14 protein-coding genes are annotated in these 17196 nt (G+C 67.8%); 11 read left to right on the forward strand and 3 right to left on the reverse strand.

Annotation, left to right across the window (positions count from 1 at the left end; genetic code table 11):
* The first annotated feature begins 68 nt into the window (after positions 1-68).
* From ACWDUA_RS10065 to ACWDUA_RS10100, 8 genes are all read left to right on the forward strand, one after another.
* Entirely contained in the window at positions 69-1322 is a 1254-nt protein-coding gene (locus tag ACWDUA_RS10065; protein ID WP_449750867.1) for a DUF885 domain-containing protein, read from the forward strand.
* Between the two features lie 69 nt (positions 1323-1391).
* A complete protein-coding gene (gene glyA, locus ACWDUA_RS10070; protein WP_449750868.1) occupies positions 1392-2699 on the forward strand; it encodes a serine hydroxymethyltransferase in 1308 nt (435 codons plus the stop codon).
* Positions 2700-2842: 143 nt separating this feature from the next.
* Positions 2843-3715 (forward strand): acyl-ACP desaturase, encoded by an 873-nt coding sequence (locus ACWDUA_RS10075; protein WP_449750869.1) that lies wholly within the window; start codon positions 2843-2845, stop codon positions 3713-3715.
* 390 nt (positions 3716-4105) lie between these two features.
* Positions 4106-5416 (forward strand): PhoH family protein, encoded by a 1311-nt coding sequence (locus ACWDUA_RS10080; RefSeq protein ID WP_449750870.1) that lies wholly within the window; start codon positions 4106-4108, stop codon positions 5414-5416.
* Between the two features lie 176 nt (positions 5417-5592).
* Complete coding sequence (locus ACWDUA_RS10085) at positions 5593-6402, forward strand: SDR family oxidoreductase (protein ID WP_449750871.1); 810 nt, start codon at positions 5593-5595, stop codon at positions 6400-6402.
* Between the two features lie 59 nt (positions 6403-6461).
* A complete protein-coding gene (locus tag ACWDUA_RS10090) occupies positions 6462-7727 on the forward strand; it encodes an acyl-CoA dehydrogenase family protein (RefSeq protein ID WP_449750872.1) in 1266 nt (421 codons plus the stop codon).
* A 35-nt stretch (positions 7728-7762) separates the two neighbouring features.
* Positions 7763-8806: a phosphotransferase family protein gene (locus ACWDUA_RS10095; protein WP_449750873.1), complete on the forward strand. Its 1044-nt coding sequence runs from the start codon at positions 7763-7765 to the stop codon at positions 8804-8806.
* Between the two features lie 58 nt (positions 8807-8864).
* Positions 8865-9554, forward strand: a complete 690-nt coding sequence (locus ACWDUA_RS10100) for a TetR/AcrR family transcriptional regulator (RefSeq protein ID WP_449750874.1) — start codon at positions 8865-8867, stop codon at positions 9552-9554.
* 30 nt (positions 9555-9584) lie between these two features.
* Here the strand turns inward: ACWDUA_RS10100 and ACWDUA_RS10105 are convergent, their stop codons facing one another.
* The 3 genes from ACWDUA_RS10105 to ACWDUA_RS10115 form a co-directional block, all read right to left on the reverse strand.
* On the reverse strand, positions 9585-10832 hold the full coding sequence (locus ACWDUA_RS10105) for an MCE family protein (protein ID WP_449750875.1): 1248 nt from the start codon (positions 10830-10832) through the stop codon (positions 9585-9587).
* 146 nt (positions 10833-10978) lie between these two features.
* Positions 10979-12481 (reverse strand): class I adenylate-forming enzyme family protein, encoded by a 1503-nt coding sequence (locus ACWDUA_RS10110; RefSeq protein WP_449750876.1) that lies wholly within the window; start codon positions 12479-12481, stop codon positions 10979-10981.
* 56 nt (positions 12482-12537) lie between these two features.
* Entirely contained in the window at positions 12538-13494 is a 957-nt protein-coding gene (locus ACWDUA_RS10115; RefSeq protein ID WP_449750877.1) for a phosphotriesterase family protein, read from the reverse strand.
* Positions 13495-13687: 193 nt separating this feature from the next.
* Between ACWDUA_RS10115 and ACWDUA_RS10120 the strand changes: the two genes are divergently transcribed.
* The 3 genes from ACWDUA_RS10120 (at position 13688) to ACWDUA_RS10130 (ending at position 17025) form a co-directional block, all read left to right on the forward strand.
* Entirely contained in the window at positions 13688-14692 is a 1005-nt protein-coding gene (locus ACWDUA_RS10120) for a L,D-transpeptidase family protein (protein ID WP_449750928.1), read from the forward strand.
* A gap of 192 nt (positions 14693-14884) precedes the next feature.
* Complete coding sequence (locus ACWDUA_RS10125) at positions 14885-15685, forward strand: alpha/beta fold hydrolase (RefSeq protein ID WP_449750878.1); 801 nt, start codon at positions 14885-14887, stop codon at positions 15683-15685.
* On the forward strand, positions 15682-17025 hold the full coding sequence (locus tag ACWDUA_RS10130; RefSeq protein ID WP_449750879.1) for a hypothetical protein: 1344 nt from the start codon (positions 15682-15684) through the stop codon (positions 17023-17025). The genes ACWDUA_RS10125 and ACWDUA_RS10130 overlap by 4 nt, the downstream gene beginning before the upstream one ends.
* Positions 17026-17196: the final 171 nt, after the last annotated feature.

A 17196-nucleotide genomic window follows, 5' to 3' on the forward strand; every position in this document is an offset into this window, starting at 1 on the left:
AGACCCGAGATGTCATGCGCTACAGCTTAGGACCACGTGTAACCCGCGCCATGGGTAGCCTTCCTTCCATGCCTCCCGAACACGGTCACCGACCCATCTCGCCGCTGGTCACCGACTATCTGCGCCTCGGCCTCGCGTTCGACCGGCTCGAAGAGGGCTTCGTCGACGCCTATACCGGGGATCCGTCGCTGCGGGCCGAGGTGATGAGCGGACCGGCCCCCGATCCGGCGCAACTGGCGCAGGTCGCGCAGGGTCTGCAGGCCGACCTCCCGGGCGATCTGGACCCCGATCGCGCGGCCTTCGTCGGGGCACATCTGCGTGCGTTGGAGTGCTCGGCTCGCACCTTCGCCGGCGAGGACATCTCCTTCGTCGACGAGGTGCGCGCCTACTTCGACGTCGACATCACCCTCGGCGACGTCGAGACCTATCGGGCGGCGCATGCCGAGCTCGCCGTCGCCCTCGGCGTACCGGACGCCACCGCCGACCGTCTGCTGTCGACCTACACCGCCTACCGGCGTGCCGACGAGATCCCGGCGGAGCGGGTGGACGAGTGCGTGCGCGCGTTCAGCGGTGCGCTGCGGGAGAAGGTCCGCGACGTCTACCCGCTGCCCGACGCCGAGATCGTCGAGTTCGAGGTGGTCACCGACAAACCGTGGTCGGGATTCAACTACTACCTCGGCGACTACCGGTCGCGGGTCGCGATCAACGCCGACCTCACCCAGTACATGTCGAATCTGCCACACCTGATCGCGCACGAGGCGTACCCCGGCCACCACACCGAACACTGCCGCAAGGAGCAGCGACTCGTCGGGGGCGGTCAGGACGAACAGACCATCTTCCTGGTCAACACCCCGCAGTGCCTGATGGCCGAGGGCCTCGCCGACCACGCCCTGCAGGCGATCGTGGGCCCCCAATGGGGATTCTGGGCCCAGGAGATCTACGCCGACCTCGGGCTGCGGTTCGACGGTGACCGCGCCCAACGTGTGGGGCGGGCGTCCGGCGAACTGATCGGTGTGCGCCAGGATGTCGCCCTGATGCTGCACGACCGGCACGTCGACGCCGACGAGGCCGCGGCCTTCCTGCAGCGATGGCTGCTCGCCCCGGAGGCCCGCGCCCGGCAGATGCTGCGTTTCCTGACCTCGCCGCTGTGGCGTGCGTACATCTCCACCTATGTGGAGGGCTATCGACTGCTCGAGCGGTGGCTCGACGCCGACGCGCCGACCATCGCCGGCGATTCTCGTGCGGCACGGTTCGGGCGGCTACTCGACGAGCCGCTGATCCCGGCGTCGTTACGAGCCGAACTGGCGGGTGCGCCCGCCTGAGGGTGTGACCTGCGACAGCACCGAGGCCGGGTGTCGGCGACCGGCGGGTCAACCCATAGACTCGACCCCATGACCGAGAACTCCCAGTCCGTCAACTCGATGTCGTTGGCCGACCTCGACCCCGACGTAGCCGCGGCGATGAACGGTGAGCTGAGCCGTCAGCGCGACACCCTCGAGATGATCGCCTCGGAGAACTTCGTGCCGCGCGCGGTGCTGCAGGCGCAGGGCAGCGTCCTGACCAACAAGTACGCCGAGGGCTACCCCGGACGTCGCTACTACGGTGGCTGCGAGTACGTCGACGTCGTCGAGGACATCGCGCGCAACCGGGCCAAGGACTTGTTCGGTGCCGACTTCGCCAACGTGCAGCCGCATTCGGGTGCACAGGCGAATGCCGCTGTGCTGCAGGCACTCATGGAGCCGGGGGAGACCATGCTCGGTCTGGATCTCGCCCACGGTGGCCACCTCACCCACGGTATGCGGCTGAACTTCTCGGGCAAGCTGTACGAGAACGCCTTCTATGGCGTGAGCAAGGAAGACTTCCGTGTGGACATGGACGAGGTGCGCAAGATCGCCCTCGACACCCGCCCCAAGGTGATCGTGGCCGGGTGGTCGGCCTACCCGCGCATCCTCGACTTCGCGGCGTTCCGCGAGATCGCCGACGAGGTCGGCGCGCACCTGTGGGTCGACATGGCACACTTCGCCGGCCTGGTCGCCGCGGGTCTGCACCCGTCGCCGGTGCCCCACGCCGACGTCGTCTCCTCGACCGTGCACAAGACCCTCGGCGGCCCCCGCTCGGGCATCATCCTGGCCAGGCAGGAGTGGGCCAAGAAGCTCAACTCGGCGGTGTTCCCCGGTCAGCAGGGTGGTCCGCTGATGCACGCGATCGCCGGTAAGGCCGTCGCCCTCAAGATCGCCGGGACCGAGGAGTTCGCCGAGCGTCAGCGCCGCACCCTCTCCGGTGCCGCACTGCTGGCCGAGCGGCTGACCGGTGCCGACGTCGCCAAGGCCGGTGTCTCGGTGCTCACCGGCGGTACCGACGTGCACCTGGTGCTCGTCGACCTGCGCAACAGTGCCCTCGACGGCCAGCAGGCCGAGGACCTGCTGCATCAGGTGGGCATCACCGTCAACCGCAACGCCGTGCCGTTCGACCCGCGTCCGCCGATGGTCACGTCGGGCCTGCGCATCGGCACCCCGGCGCTGGCCACCCGTGGATTCGGTGACGAGGAGTTCACCGAGGTCGCCGACATCATCGGCACCGCGCTCGCCACCGGCCAGGCCGCCGACGTCTCGGCGCTGCGTGCGCGCGTGTCCAAGCTGGCCCTGGACTTCCCGCTGTACGAGGGCCTGGAGTCGTGGGGTCTGATGAGCCGCGCCTGATCATCCCCGCCAAGCGCTGACCGCACCCCCGGTGTGCCGATGGGTACGCCGGGGGTGCGTCGTCCGACGTGCTCGTTCATGCCGTTGTATGGGCGATGTGACCCGATTGCCCTGGAGGGTTACGGATCCGTATCCTGGACGCGATGAACGCACTCACCGAAGACGACCTGATCATCGCGCTCGAGAAGGCGCTTCCGGAGATCGCCGAGGGCCACCAGGCGGCCGCGGTCGTGTGGAACCCGCACGACTACGTCCCGTGGAAGGACGGCCGCAACTTCGCCTTCCTCGGCGGCGACGACTGGGATCCGTCGCAGGCCACCCTGTCCGACGAGGCGCGCGCGGGATCGCTGGCGCTGCTGCTGACCAAGGACAACCTGCCGTCCTACCACCGCGTGCTGGCCAAGTACTTCCCCGCCTTCTCCGACTGGCGGCAGCTGGTCGGCGTGTGGACCGCCGAGGACAACCGTCACGCCGTGGTGCTGCGGGACTACCTCGTGGTGCGTCGGGCCATCGATCCGGTGGACTCGGAGGAACGCCGTCGCGACCACGTCACCAAGGGCTTCCGGCAGACCCCCGAGCTGGTCGACGAACTCGGCCCGCTCGACGTGTTGGCGCTGATGGCGGTGCACGAGTACCAGTGCGTGCATTTCACCAAGCGACTCGCCACCGTTGTCGGCGACGACGTGTACAGCGAGATCCTGCACAAGATCGCCGGTGACGACGCCCTGCAGGGCGTCACCTTCGGCAACTTCCTGGACGCGGCGCTGGTCGCCGACCAGGACGCCACGGTCATCGCGGTGGACCGGGCGCTGGCGCGGCTGGTCGACGAGCCGCTCGGATACGACATCGAGAACTTCGACGCCGAGCGTGCACTGATCGGCGGCTACGAGACCGACGAGACCCGTGCCGCGATCGCCGCGAGCCTCGCCGATGCGCTCAAGCTCGACTCCGTGCAGGGACTCGGTGACGACGCCGAAGCGGCGCGCACGCGCATCCTGACGCTCGCCGGTCGCTGACCCGAAGAACCACGTCTGCGGTCCCACACTTCTCACATCACAGGGCCCCGCTCGCACTCGCGAGCGGGGCCCTGTGACGGTGAACGGCCGCGAAATCCCAGGTGACGCACTCTGTGCGACAGTGACTTCCACGCTACGTCCGTTAACGCGAAATTCACGCCGACACACCCTGCCCACCGCGCCGTCATGCCGGTTCCCGCGTACGTTGACCAGTGACGGGTCGCGGGGAAGCGGCTCGTCCGGGAGGTTCGATTCGTGGTTTGCACCAGCAGCGCGAGGGGGCCGGCCCCGGTCCTCGTCGCTCTCGGCTGACGCCGAGAGAGCACCGACAAGAACCGACCGGTCGACCTGAACAGGTTTGTGCGGGCGCCGCACAGACGAGGAGCCCACGTGACCACTCGCACTTACGTCCTCGACACCTCCGTGCTCCTGTCCGATCCCTGGGCGGTCAAGCGCTTCGCCGAACACCATGTGGTCCTGCCGCTGGTCGTGATCAGCGAACTCGAGGGCAAACGTCACCACCACGAGCTCGGCTGGTTCGCCCGTGAGGCCTTGCGTCTGCTCGACGACCTGCGACTCGAGTACGGTCGCCTCGATCTCGCCCTCCCGATCGGCGACGACGGCGGCACCCTGCAGGTGGAGCTGAACCACACCGACCCGGCGGTGCTGCCGGCCGGTTTCCGGACGGACTCCAACGACTCGCGGATTCTGGCCTGTGCGCTGAATCTGCGGGCCGAGGGCCGCGAGGTCACCCTGGTCTCCAAGGACATTCCGCTGCGCGTGAAGGCCGGTGCGGTGGGCCTGGCCGCCGACGAGTACCACGCACAGGACGTGGTGGTCTCGGGCTGGTCGGGGATGACCGAACTCGACGTGGAGCAGCAGGCCATCGACACCCTGTTCACCGATGGTGTGGTCGACATCGACGCCGCCCGGGAGATGCCGTGCCATACCGGCGTCCGGCTGCTGGGCCATGGGTCGTCGTCGGCGCTGGGCCGGGTGAACGAGGCCAAGCAGGTGCAGCTGGTCCGTGGTGACCGTGAGGCATTCGGACTACACGGCCGCTCGGCCGAGCAGCGCGTGGCCCTCGACCTGCTCCTCGACGAGAGCGTGGGCATCGTCTCGCTCGGCGGCAAGGCCGGCACCGGAAAGTCGGCGCTGGCGTTGTGCGCCGGCCTGGAGGCCGTACTGGAGCGCCGAACCCAGCGCAAGGTGGTGGTGTTCCGTCCGCTGTATGCCGTCGGTGGTCAGCAGCTGGGCTATCTGCCCGGTGGTGAGGCCGAGAAGATGGGACCGTGGGCACAGGCCGTGTTCGACACCCTCGAGGGTCTGGCGTCCCCGGAGGTGATCGAGGAGGTGCTCAGCCGCGGGATGCTGGAGGTCCTCCCGCTGACCCACATCCGCGGGCGGTCGCTGCACGATTCCTTCGTGATCGTCGACGAGGCGCAGTCGCTGGAACGCAATGTGCTGCTGACGGTTCTCTCGCGTCTGGGAACGGGATCGCGGGTGGTGCTCACCCACGACGTGGCACAGCGCGACAACCTGCGGGTGGGTCGCCATGACGGTGTCGCCGCGGTGATCGAGAAGCTGAAGGGGCATCCGTTGTTCGCGCACATCACGTTGACCCGCAGTGAGCGGTCGCCGATCGCGGCGTTGGTGACGGACATGTTGGAGGAATTCGGGCCGGGCGCACCGGGAGCGTAGCGAGCGGGCGCGGTGTGGCTGCACCGGGAGCGTAGCGAGCGGGCGCGGTGTGGCTGCACCGGGAGCGTGGCGAGCGGGCTGGTTCTGCTGGGCCCCGGGGTCGGTTCGACCCCGGGGCCTTGCTCTGTCCGGAACAGGTCCTTGAACTTGAAACCGGGTTCAAGTACGTTCGATTCATGGAGATCGAGAACACAGTTGCCGTCGTCACCGGAGCGGGTGGCGGGATCGGCGGCGCCATCGCCCGGGCCCTGGCCGTACGCGGCGCCCGCGTCGTCGTCACCGACCTCGACGAGGCGTCGGTCGCCGCGACGGCCGCCGATATCGAGAAGGCCGGGGGTGCCGCTCGCGCGCTGGCCGGGGATGCCGCGTCGCAGGAACACATCGAAGCTGCGATCGCTGCTGCAGCAGAGGCTTTCGGGCCGGTTGATCTCTACGTGGCGAATGCGGGGATCGGCGGTCGCGGTGGGATCGACGCCACCGACGCCGACTGGGAGCGGGCGATCGACATCAACCTGATGGGCCACGTCCGTGCCGCCCGTCTCCTCGTGCCGGATTGGCTGGAACGGGGCAGTGGCTACTTCTTGAGCACCGCGTCGGCAGCGGGGCTGCTGACCCAGCTCGGATCGGCCACCTACTCGGTCACCAAACATGCCGCGGTGGGATTCGCCGAGTGGCTCTCGGCCAGCTACGGCGACCGCGGCGTCCGGGTCAGCTGCCTGTGCCCGATGGGCGTCGACACCAAACTGCTGCGCCCGGAGGCCATGCCGGACGACCCGAACGGTGACCTGATGCAGCGTGCGGTGGAGACCGCCGGGGCCGTGCTCACCGTCGAAGAGGTCGCCGAGGTCGTCCTCGCGGCGATCGGCGACGAGCGATTCCTCATCCTGCCGCACCCGGAGGTCCTCGAGATGTACCGGCGTAAGGGTGCCGACTACGACCGCTGGCTGCGCGGCATGCGCCGATTCCAGGCCTCGCTGCTCTCCTGAGCGGCGCCGTGTCTTGCACGGCCACAAAGACTTTCAACCGGAGAGATCAAGGAGTGATCATGACGTTGTTCGACCCGTCGCCGCGTGCCGAGGAGTACCGGCAGAAACTGCTGGACTTCATGGACGCCTACGTCTACCCCAACGAGGGCGTCTACGAGGAGCAGTTGCGCGCGCTGGACAACCCCCACGGGATGCCCGCGATCCTCACCGAGCTCAAGGGCCGGGCCAAGGAGGCCGGTCTGTGGAACCTCTTCCATCCGCACGCCGAATGGGCGCCGGGCCTGACCAACCTGGAGTACGCGCCGCTGGCCGAGATCATGGGGCGCGTGCACTGGGCGTCGGAGGTGTTCAACTGCAACGCCCCCGACACCGGCAACATGGAGGTCCTCACGCTGTTCGGGACCGATGAGCACAAGCAGAAGTACCTGCGCCCGTTGCTCGACGGTGAGATCGCCTCGGCGTTCGCGATGACCGAACCCGACGTCGCGAGCTCGGACGCCACCAACATCGAGCTGGCCATGGTCCGCGATGGTGACGAGTATGTGCTCAACGGACGGAAGTGGTTCGCGTCGAATGCTGTTCGACCTGACTGCAAGGTCCTGATCGTGATGGGCAAGACCGACCCGACCGGTCCGCCGCATCGCCAGCAGTCGATGATGGTGGTGCCGACCGACGCCCCCGGCCTGACCATCCTGCGCAACCTGCCGGTGTTCGGCTACACCGACCGGGAAAGCCACGGCGAACTCGTCTTCGAGAACGTGCGGGTGCCCGCGAAAGATGTGCTGAAGGGTGAGGGTGAGGGATTCGCCATCGCCCAGGCCCGCCTCGGCCCGGGTCGTATCCACCACTGCATGCGCACCATCGGCATGGCCGAGCGTGCTCTGGAACTGATGTGCGCGCGGGCCACCCACCGCACCACCTTCGGTGAGCCGCTGGCCAACCGCGCCAATATCCAGGACTGGATCGCCGAGTCGCGCATCGACATCGAGATGGTGCGACTGCTCACGCTGAAGGCCGCGCACATGATGGACACCGTTGGCAACAAGGCGGCGGCCACCGAGATCGCCGCGATCAAGGTCGCCGCCCCGAACATCGCGCTGAAGATCATCGACCGCGCCATCCAGGTGCACGGCGGTGGGGGCGTCACCGACGACTTCCCGCTCGCCGCGGCGTACGCCGGCATCCGCACCCTGCGGCTGGCCGACGGTCCCGACGAGGTGCACAAGCGGGCCATCGCCCGGCGTGAGCTGCGCCGGTATCGTGACACCCCCGCACCGGAAACCGTGCCGGGTGTCTCCGATGCCGCACTGAGCGCCCGGTTCTGACGGGCACCGGAACAGAAAGGACGAACGGCAACACCATGACGACGAGTGGACTGGCGGTGATCCCCGAGGTGGATTCCGGTGCACTGCAGCAATGGTTGCGTGACATCGGCGTCGACGCCGACGGCGAGATCACCTGCAAGCGGGTGGGAATCGGTCAATCGAACCTCACCTACCTGGTCTCCGACGACGCCGGTGGCCGCTGGGTTCTGCGTCGGCCACCGGTGGGACACCTGCTGGCGTCGGCGCACGACGTGGTGCGCGAGGCGCGGATCCTCTCCGCCCTCGGCCCCACCGATGTGCCGGTCCCGCAGGTGCTCGGCGTGTGCACCGAGGAGTCGGTGAGCCCGGTCCCGCTCGTCGTCATGGAGTTCGTCGACGCCGTGGTGCTCGACAACCTGCCGGCCGGGGAGGCGCTGGACCCCGCCATCCGCGCGCGGGTCGGCGAGTCGATGATCGACACCCTCGCGCGTATCCACGCCGTCGACATCGAGGCCGTCGGACTCGACGACCTGGCGAGCCACAAGCCCTACGCCGCGCGTCAGCTGAAACGGTGGAGTGCGCAGTGGGAGAAGTCCAAGACCCGTGAGATCCCGGCCCTGGACGCGCTGACGCAGCGGCTCATCCGTGGTGCGCCCGAACAGCACGAGACGCGACTCGTCCACGGAGACTTCCACATCCGCAACGTGATGATCGACCCGGCCACCGGCGAGGTCCGCGCGGCGCTCGACTGGGAACTGTCGACCCTGGGCGATCCACTCGCCGACATCGGCAGCACCCTGGCGTACTGGCCGGGGCCCGGCGAACCGTCGCTGACCGGCGCGCCGGTGGAACTGCTGGAGGGATTTCCCGACCGGGCGCAGCTGGCCGAGAGCTATGTCGAGCGCACCGGTCGCGACCCGCGCGCCCTCGAGTTCTGGCACGCGCTGGGGCTGTGGAAGGTGGCGATCATCGCCGAGGGCGTGCTGCGCAGAGCGGTGGACAACCCCGCCAACCGGGCGTCGGCGGGCGTTCCGACCGGTGAGGTGATCGACGTCCTGGTGGCGAAGGCGACCGCAGTGGCCGACGCCGCGGGACTCTAGGCGCGCTCATGGGGTACTCGGTGTGCGTGGCGGCGTCGGTGGGTGTCAGGATGTCACGATGACCGCAGAATCGAGGGGGTCCGACCTGGTCGGTGCCGATCTGCCGCGAATCGCCGTCGCGGGCACGGAGAAGGCACCGCCGGCCACCGCACGCGGGGAACGGACCCGCGCGGCGCTCATCGCCGCCGCCCGGCAGATCTTCGAGCGCGACGGGTTCTCCGATGCCCGGCTCACCGACATCACCGTGGCCGCCAGCTGCTCGACGGGTACCTTCTACACCTACTTCGACTCGAAGGAGGAGATCCTCGACGCGGTCCTGGCGGAGGCGCACGAGGACATGCTGCATCCCGGGTTTCCGCATGTGGAGTCCGGATCGGAGGATGATCCGATCGCCGTCCTCGAGGCCGCCAACCGGGCCTATTTCGAGGCGTACAAACGCAATGCGAAGCTGCGTCTCGTGCTCGAGCAGGTGACCGCGAACATGCCGGAGTTCCGGGAGAAGCGGCGCCAGCGCGGCCTGGTGTTCGCACGTCGCAACGCACGCCACATCGAGAAGCTGCAGGAGACGGGACTCGCCGACCCGGACCTCGACGCGATGGGTGCGGCCCAAGCACTCTCGGGGATGGTGTCGCGAATGGCCTACCAGGCCTTCGCGATCGGTGTCGACGAGGTGTCCATGGATGATCTCACCTTCACCGCAACCCGGTTGTGGGCCAACGCGATCGGGTTGCGGCCGCCGAAGTCCTGAGCGGCGTGGACGGTGATGTGCGGACGGGCGTCAGTCGGTCCGCACGCCCAGCAGTGTGGCAAGTTGCCGCGCAAGCGGATTCAGGTTCAGTCGGTCGGGATCCTTCTTCGGTGTGGTGTCCCACGGCTGTGTCGCGGACGGATCGGCATACCGGGTCCGGTCGGCGCTGCGCACACCCGTCGGATTGCCGAACGGAACGGCACACCGGGCGTCGGTGTTGAACGGGAAGTCGTCGTACCGGATGTCGAAATCCGGTGTGGTGCGCTTCATCTCGTCGATGATCCGCTGCGTGCTCTCATAGCCGCGGGTACAGGCCGGCGGGTTGTTGGTCTCGAGCACCACCCCGAAGTGGATCTGCCCGTCACCGGGCGCGGGGGAGTGTGCACCCGCCGACAGCTGTGACAGCAATGCGAAGGTCATCGACGTGGTGTAGGTGGCCGGCTCGATGGTGCGTGCCACATCGGCGAGCTGACCGACGACGGTGGCGAGGTCACCGCCGTTGCGCTGCACCAGTTCCGAGATCTGCGTGGCCGACGCGGAACCGGTGGTCAGCAGTCGGCGGACGTCCGGGTCGGCGGTGGCGAGCGTCGCCGACACCAGGTCGAGTCCGCGCGACCACGACAGGATCGCATCGGACTGGTCGGCCTGGGTGGCCAGGACGGTGTCGGCGTTCCGAAGCAGGCCGATGGTGGCCGGGATGTTGTCGGCGCCGGCCGCGGCGAGCTTCGACAGCGAGTCGATCAGCCGGGGGAGATTCTCGTTCTGACCACCGAAACCCTTGCCCAGCTCGGTGATCACGGTGTGCAGGTCGTCCAGCGGGATCGACTCGGAGAGATCGATCGCCGACGCCACGACGTCCTCGACCTTCGGTGGGATCGACGCCCGGGTGATCACCGAGCCGTCGGCGAGGTACCGGCCGTCGATCTTCGACGGCTGCAGGTCGATGTACTGCTCGCCGATCGCCGAACGCGCGGCGACCACGGCGACCGACGACTCGGGGATGTCGGGGGCGCTCGAGTCCAACTGCAGGTCGACGTCCACGCCCTCGGCGGAGAGTCGGAGTTCGCCGACCCGGCCGACCGGTATGCCGAGATAGGTCACCTCGGCGTTGGTGAAGATCCCGCCGGAATCGGGCAGTTGTGCGGTGACGGTGTAGACCCCGATCCCGACCACGCGATTGACGTGCACGTAGCGGATTCCGGCGAAGACGCTGACCGCCAGTCCGATCACGAGGATCGCGGCGATCTGCAGTCGTGCGAGACGACTGAGCGGTGGCATGTGAGGAGGACCCGACCCTTCCGCCCCGGCCGGGGCGGAGTCAGGTTACCCACGGGTCAGTTGGACGCGCCAGAGGATCGTGACAACGTCCGTGGGTACGTTCGGCTGTGGGGGCCGTCACATGCCACCGCCGGATGATCCGGAGATCAGCCCGCCGGTGCGGTGAGCTCGGACCGGTCGATGGCGCGTTTGAGGATCTTGCCGGTCGCGCCCTTCGGAAGCCCGTCGACGAACTGGATGATGCGCGGCACCTTGTAGGCCGAGAGACGCTCTTTGGTCCACGCGCGCAATGCATCCGGATCGATCTCGGCCCCCGGACGCGGTGTGATGACCGCGGCGATCTCCTCACCGTAGTGGTCATCGGCGACGCCGATCACCGCCACCTCGACGATGTCGGGATGGGTGTAGAGGACCTCCTCGACCTCGCGCGGGTACACGTTGTAGCCGCCGCGGATGATCATGTCCTTGGTGCGATCCACGATGCACACGTCACCGTCGGCGTCCATCGTGCCGAGATCGCCGGTGCGGAACCAGCCGTCGACCAGCTCGGCCGCGGTGGCGTCGGGTCGGTTCCAGTACCCCTTCATCACCGTCGGTCCCTTGATGAAGATCTCGCCGATCTCGCCGACGGACACCGTATGGCCGTCGGGATCGCGGACCTCGACGGTGAACCCGGGCAGTGCCGGACCCACGGTTCCCACCTTTGGTGGACCGTCCAGATTGCGGAAGGTGGTGGTGCCCGCCGTCTCGGTGAGTCCGTAGCCCTCGAGGATGGAGCAACCGAATCGTTCGGAGAACTCCCGGATCACCTCCCCGGGCAACGACGCGCCGCCGGAGCAGGCCAGTCGCAGATCGGCGAAGTCATCAGGGGTGTATCCCTCGGTCACCTGCAACATCGCATTCCACATGGTGGGGACACCGCACGCGATGGTGATGTGTTCGTCGCGCAGGCAATCCATGAAGGCGGTCGGGGTGAACGGACTCAGCAGCGAGAGGGTGCCGCCGCCGGACAGCGCGTTGTGCATGACGACGACCTGCCCGAAGCAGTGGAACAGGGGCAGTGCGGTGGCCCACCGCTCGTGCTCGCCGACCTGCAGTGCGGTCCGAAACGCGGCCGGGGCGGCATCGATGTTCGCGACGGTGAGCTGGGCGCCCTTCGGCCGGCCGGTGGTGCCGGAGGTGTAGAGGATGACCGCGGTGTCGTCGGCCTCGCGGTCGACGGGTGTGGTGGCCGCGGCGCCGTCGTCGGGTTCGTTCTCGAACTCGGTGAGTTCGAGCACCGGGAGTCCGCGTTCGGTGGCAGCCGAACGCGCGGCGCCGGCGCACTGGTGCCAGGCCAGCACCAGTGATGTACCGGAATCGTCGATGACATAGCCGATCTCCGCGGACGTCGACATCACGTTCAGGGTGATCACCGTTGCGCCGACGGACTGCAGGCCGTAGTAGGCGATGGCGAACTCCGGGATCGACGGGGCGATCAGCAGGACCCGATCGTCGCGGGAAACCCCGGTGTCGGCGAGTCTGGTTGCCGCACGGGCGATGCGGTCACGTAGTTCGGTATACGACAGGACGCGGTCGCCGGCACGGACCGCGGGTCGATCGGGATGGATGTCGGCGCACTGCCGCAGGGCGGTGACGATGCTGGCCATGGGGTCCGTTTCTCCTTCGGAGGGGTTCAGTGATCGGGGCCGGTGGGGCGGCGGGATCACTCGAAATAGCGGCGGGGGACGTCGACGAGCATCGTGGTGATCTGCTCCTCGGTGACGCCACGTTCGCGCAGGGCCGGCAGGACGTCCTCGCTGATGTGGCGAAAGTTCCACTTGGGCACGGCGACCCGCTTCGCGTCGGGATCGAACCAGTCGATGAAGCACGATGCATCGTGGGCCAGCGCCATCCGGTCGGCGTAGCCACGACCGACCAGCTCGACGACGGTGTTGATCCGGTCCTCGAAGGGAAGGAGGACGTCGAGACCGAAGCGGTCCATGCCCAGGATCGACCCGGCGTCGGCGACCTGCATGAGGTAGTCGAGGTCGGTGCTGTCACCGGAGTGGCCGATCACCACCTTGGTGAGGTCGGCGCCCTCCTCGGCCAGGATCTTCTGGGCCACGAGACCGGACTGGGTGTGCGGGTTGGTGTGGACGGTGATCGGCGCGCCGGTCTGCGCGGAGGTGATGCCGACGGCGCGCATCACCCGCTCGACACCGGGGGTGAGTCCCGGCTCCTCGATCGCGCACTTGAGGAAGGCCGCCTTGACGCCGGTGTCGGCGATGCCCTCGGTGAGGTCCTTGGTGAAGTACTCGACCAGCGGTTCGGGCACGTCGAACAGCAGGCCCGGGCCGGTGTAGTGGAACTGGAACGGGATGTCGTTGTAGGTGTAGAGCCCGGTCGCGACCACGATGTTCAGGTCGGTCTGCGCGGCGATCCTCTGGATGCGGGGGATATAGCGCCCGAGGCCGAGCACAGTGGGGTCGAAGATCGTGTCGATTCCCAGGCCCTTGAGCTCGTTCAGGTCGCGCACCGCGTCGGCGATCTTCTGCTCCTCGTCCCACTCGGCGTAGTTCTGGCGGAACTCCTCGCCGAGGACGAAGACGTGCTCGTGGACGAGGGTGGGGCCGAGATCGGTGGAGTCGATCGGGCCGGTGACGGCGTTGACGACGGACATGCGCATCCCTTCGAAGTGGAGGTGACCCACATCCGGCACGGAATGTGGGATGAATCACTCTGGCGACCGACACTACTTGAGCCTGATGTCAGATTCAAGAGTCCTCGGTAACCGGATCCATGTCGCACCGTGACCGTTGCGAGACTCAACACCTCTTGCCTTTTGTCACACTGGTGTGGTGCAGAAGTTGCTGATGAGGTTTTTGGGACTAATGGGACTGATGCTGGCCGCCGTGCTCGCAGCCATCGCGGGCGGGAGCGGTGTGGCACTCGCGGCGCCGCAGGCCACCCCGGGCACCACGACCCCCAGTACATCCACACCGGGCACATCAACACCGGGGGTACTCGGGGGGATCTCCATTCCCGAAACCGGGATCCCCGAGCTCGACACGATCCTGAACAAGCTCTCCGGGGCCGGTTCATCGGAGCTCGGACCCCAGGCCGGCGAGAGCAGTCAGATGATCGTGGTCACCGCGCCGAAGGCAAGCGACCAGACCGCGACGCTGACCGCCTTCCAGAAGGAGGACAACGGGACCTGGCGGCCGGTGTTCGGCCCCACCAAGGCATTCGTCGGCGAACTCGGTATGGGCCAGCCGCAGGACAACGTCTACCGGACCCCCGAGGGCACCTTCGCGCTCGACCAGGCGTTCGGTCGGCTGGCCAACCCCGGCACCAAGATGCCCTACTTCAAGACCGATACCCAGGACTGGTGGGATTCCAACACGAGCTCACCCACCTACAACACGCACGTGCGTCAGGTGCAGAGCCCGGGCGCCGACAGCGAGAACCTGTACAACTCCGGCGCCGCCTACGACTACGCGGTGAACATCGCACACAACCCGCAGCGCGTTCCCGGCAAGGCATCGGCGATCTTCCTGCACGCCAGCACCGGCGAGCCCACCATGGGTTGCGTCTCCATCGACAAGGACATCCTGCGCCAGATCCTGGTCTGGCTCGACCCGGCCAAGAATCCGCGGATCACCATCGGAGTCAACCAGCCCGCGCCCACCGGTCAGGCCCGTGCGACCACTCCCGAGGGCGGCGCCACGCCGCCTGCGACGACCACCCCGACCACCCCGGGGTCCACCTCGCCGGGCACGACCACACCCTCGACCGGTATCGGCAACTCGGATGCCCTGACCCAGTTGCTCAATCAGCTCGTGGGAGTGCTCCCGGCACTGCTCGGTGTCGGTGGCTGACAACCGACCACCGGTGAAGTACGCAGCGCCGTCGGTCCGATGACCGGCGGCGCTGTGCTGTCTCCCCTGAGAATCGGGATGGGTCATACCCTGGCGACCCCCTCGGTGCCGGGTGAATGCTCTGTGGGTTGCCGACAGCTCGTGCGACGACACGGGGCGCGAAACCCGTCGGGCCCCGGAAAGGAGTGAGCCATGCCGTATTTCGACGGTGCGCAGGGCCGGGTGTTCTATCGCCAGTGGCCGGCCGACACCACACCGACCGCAGCGTTGATCTTCCTGCACGGATTCGGCGAACACTCGGGTCTCTACCACCGGTACGCCGCCGAACTCGCCACTCGGGGCATCGAACTGTGGGCACTCGACCAGCCGGGCCACGGCCTGTCCGAGGGCGCACGCGGGAACGTCGGCTCGTACGACGCTGTCGTCCACAACGCGCGTCTGCTGACCGATCTCGCCGCCGCCCACCGCCCCGACGTCCCCCTGGCGATCGGCGGCCACTCACTGGGCAGCCTCGGCGCGGTGTTCGCGGCACTCGACCGGCCGGACCGGTACACGAGTGTCGTCATCTCGGGTGCGCCATTGTCCCCGCTGCCGTGGCTGCAGACCGCGGTCGAGGCCGACGATCCGTTCGAACTCGATCTCGACGTCCTGTCCGCGGACCCGTTCTACCGCGATGAATTGACCAACGATCCGCTGGCGTTCACCGCCGCCGACATCGGTGCCGAACTGAGCCGACTGTTCACGCCCGCATGGGAACGGCTCGACCGTGACCTTCCCGCGCTGGCGATCCCGCTGCTCGCCGTTCACGGCAGCAACGACGCCGTGGCACCGATCGACGGTGTCACCGCGTGGCGGGACCGCCTACCGGCGCTGCGGCTGGAAGTCGTCGACGGAGGCGCCCATGATGTGCTCAACGAGGTCGCCCACGCCCACGTCGCCGAGGTGATCGGCCGGCACATCGCCCACAGCGTGCCCACGGCGGTGTCCTCGTGACGACCGCGGACCCGGCCGTCCTCGACCTGACGGAGGGCGAGCGCCGCGCCCTTGCCGACCTCGCCGCCTTTCCGCTGCTCGGCGCGATCACCGGTCGTCGATCCCGTCGCTTCCCGGTCGGTGGCCACATCCCCGCCGGGGAACTCGCCTTCACCAGCAGCAAGCCGGTCCAACCGCTCAGCGAGGTCGAGCGTGCCCTGGTCCTGTCGGTCGTCACCGGCGTCACCGGATGGCATTTCGGCATCAGCCACCATCCCGGATATGCACCGGCGCTGCCGAACTACCCGGGTTCTGCCGCGGGACGCACGTTTCCGTCCGCCGCCGGGTTCCACACCACGGAGTTCTTCTTCACCGATGACTCGGGCACCTACTTCCTGTCCAGTCGCGACGACGCCCCCGCTTCCCGTGGACGCGGCGGGGACATCGGGGACGGGGGTAGCGGGGACGGGGGTAGCGGGGACGGGGGCATCGAGGACTGGCTCGCCGAGACGGTCGGCCGCTATCACAAGATCTCGGATGAGCGAATACACCTCCCGCGTGAGGAACCGTATCTGGAAGGCCACAACACCTGGATCGCCAATCATCCCGGCTCGCTGTTGGTGATCCCGGTCGCCGACCTCGCCCAGCATTTCATCGCGAACGTGGCGTTCTTCCTGCAGAACGGATACGGGCTCTACGACGACATCCACGATCGCGAGATCCCCGGTGCCACGGACGCTTCGCTGCGTCATGCGGGAGATCCGTTCCCACTGTCGTTCGTCGAGCAGTACACGCTCGCCGAGGCGAGTGCGGAGCTGGTCACCGCCGCCTACAACGGCCATCTCGTCCTGGGTGCACTCGGTCTGGGCGGATGGACCTTCGACGGGATCGACCGATTGTCGGTCCTCGGTGCCTCCGGTGACCCGGCGGTACCCGGCCTGGGCTTCGATGTACAGACCGACGACAGGTGGTCGCTGCCCAATCCCACTGGGCTTCCCGGCGTCTTCGAGACGCTGTCACGCCCGCACGTCGCCGATGCCGGCGAGGCGGTGGCGCGCTTCACGGAACGGAAGTTCGGCCCCGGCGGGCCCTTTCACCCCGACACCGACGGACCGTGGCGGGACACCCCGCGGGTGCGGGCATCCGCGGCGACCTATGACGAGCGGTTCACCGAGCTGTTGACCGGCCAGATCGCCTACGTGGACGACGTGTTCGGCAAGATACCGGGAACCGTACCGACCGTGCACATCCTGAATTACCTTCAGGCGCAACACATCGACACCGACTTCTATGACCATCACTTCGATCCGGGTGCCTACCTGCCCACGCATCGTGACCACCGGGACGTGTGGCACTCCTGAGGATCCCGCTGGTCCCACGGCGCCCCTTCGTGTCTCCCATATCGATAGAACTCGCGAGAACCAAAGGGGGGTAGGGGATATGGCGATGGGAAATACTCCTAGGCGTCAATGCACGATCGGTGCTCGCGTGGAAGGTGAAGTGTCATGTCGATTGGGGTACAGCCTGATTCG

It is taken from the genome of Gordonia sp. NPDC003376 (genome assembly GCF_053589235.1).

What these genes read in the sequence shown, in the direction of transcription:
- glyA (WP_449750868.1), top strand. Translation starts at nt 1,392, where the DNA reads ATGACCGAGAACTCCCAGTCCGTCAACTCGATGTCGTTGGCCGACCTC.
- ACWDUA_RS10110 (WP_449750876.1), bottom strand. Translation starts at nt 12,481, where the DNA reads ATGGCCAGCATCGTCACCGCCCTGCGGCAGTGCGCCGACATCCATCCC.
- ACWDUA_RS10075 (WP_449750869.1), top strand. Translation starts at nt 2,843, where the DNA reads ATGAACGCACTCACCGAAGACGACCTGATCATCGCGCTCGAGAAGGCG.
- ACWDUA_RS10115 (WP_449750877.1), bottom strand. Translation starts at nt 13,494, where the DNA reads ATGTCCGTCGTCAACGCCGTCACCGGCCCGATCGACTCCACCGATCTC.
- ACWDUA_RS10100 (WP_449750874.1), top strand. Translation starts at nt 8,865, where the DNA reads ATGACCGCAGAATCGAGGGGGTCCGACCTGGTCGGTGCCGATCTGCCG.
- ACWDUA_RS10085 (WP_449750871.1), top strand. Translation starts at nt 5,593, where the DNA reads ATGGAGATCGAGAACACAGTTGCCGTCGTCACCGGAGCGGGTGGCGGG.
- ACWDUA_RS10105 (WP_449750875.1), bottom strand. Translation starts at nt 10,832, where the DNA reads ATGCCACCGCTCAGTCGTCTCGCACGACTGCAGATCGCCGCGATCCTC.
- ACWDUA_RS10065 (WP_449750867.1), top strand. Translation starts at nt 69, where the DNA reads ATGCCTCCCGAACACGGTCACCGACCCATCTCGCCGCTGGTCACCGAC.
- ACWDUA_RS10120 (WP_449750928.1), top strand. Translation starts at nt 13,688, where the DNA reads ATGAGGTTTTTGGGACTAATGGGACTGATGCTGGCCGCCGTGCTCGCA.
- ACWDUA_RS10125 (WP_449750878.1), top strand. Translation starts at nt 14,885, where the DNA reads ATGCCGTATTTCGACGGTGCGCAGGGCCGGGTGTTCTATCGCCAGTGG.
- ACWDUA_RS10090 (WP_449750872.1), top strand. Translation starts at nt 6,462, where the DNA reads ATGACGTTGTTCGACCCGTCGCCGCGTGCCGAGGAGTACCGGCAGAAA.
- ACWDUA_RS10095 (WP_449750873.1), top strand. Translation starts at nt 7,763, where the DNA reads ATGACGACGAGTGGACTGGCGGTGATCCCCGAGGTGGATTCCGGTGCA.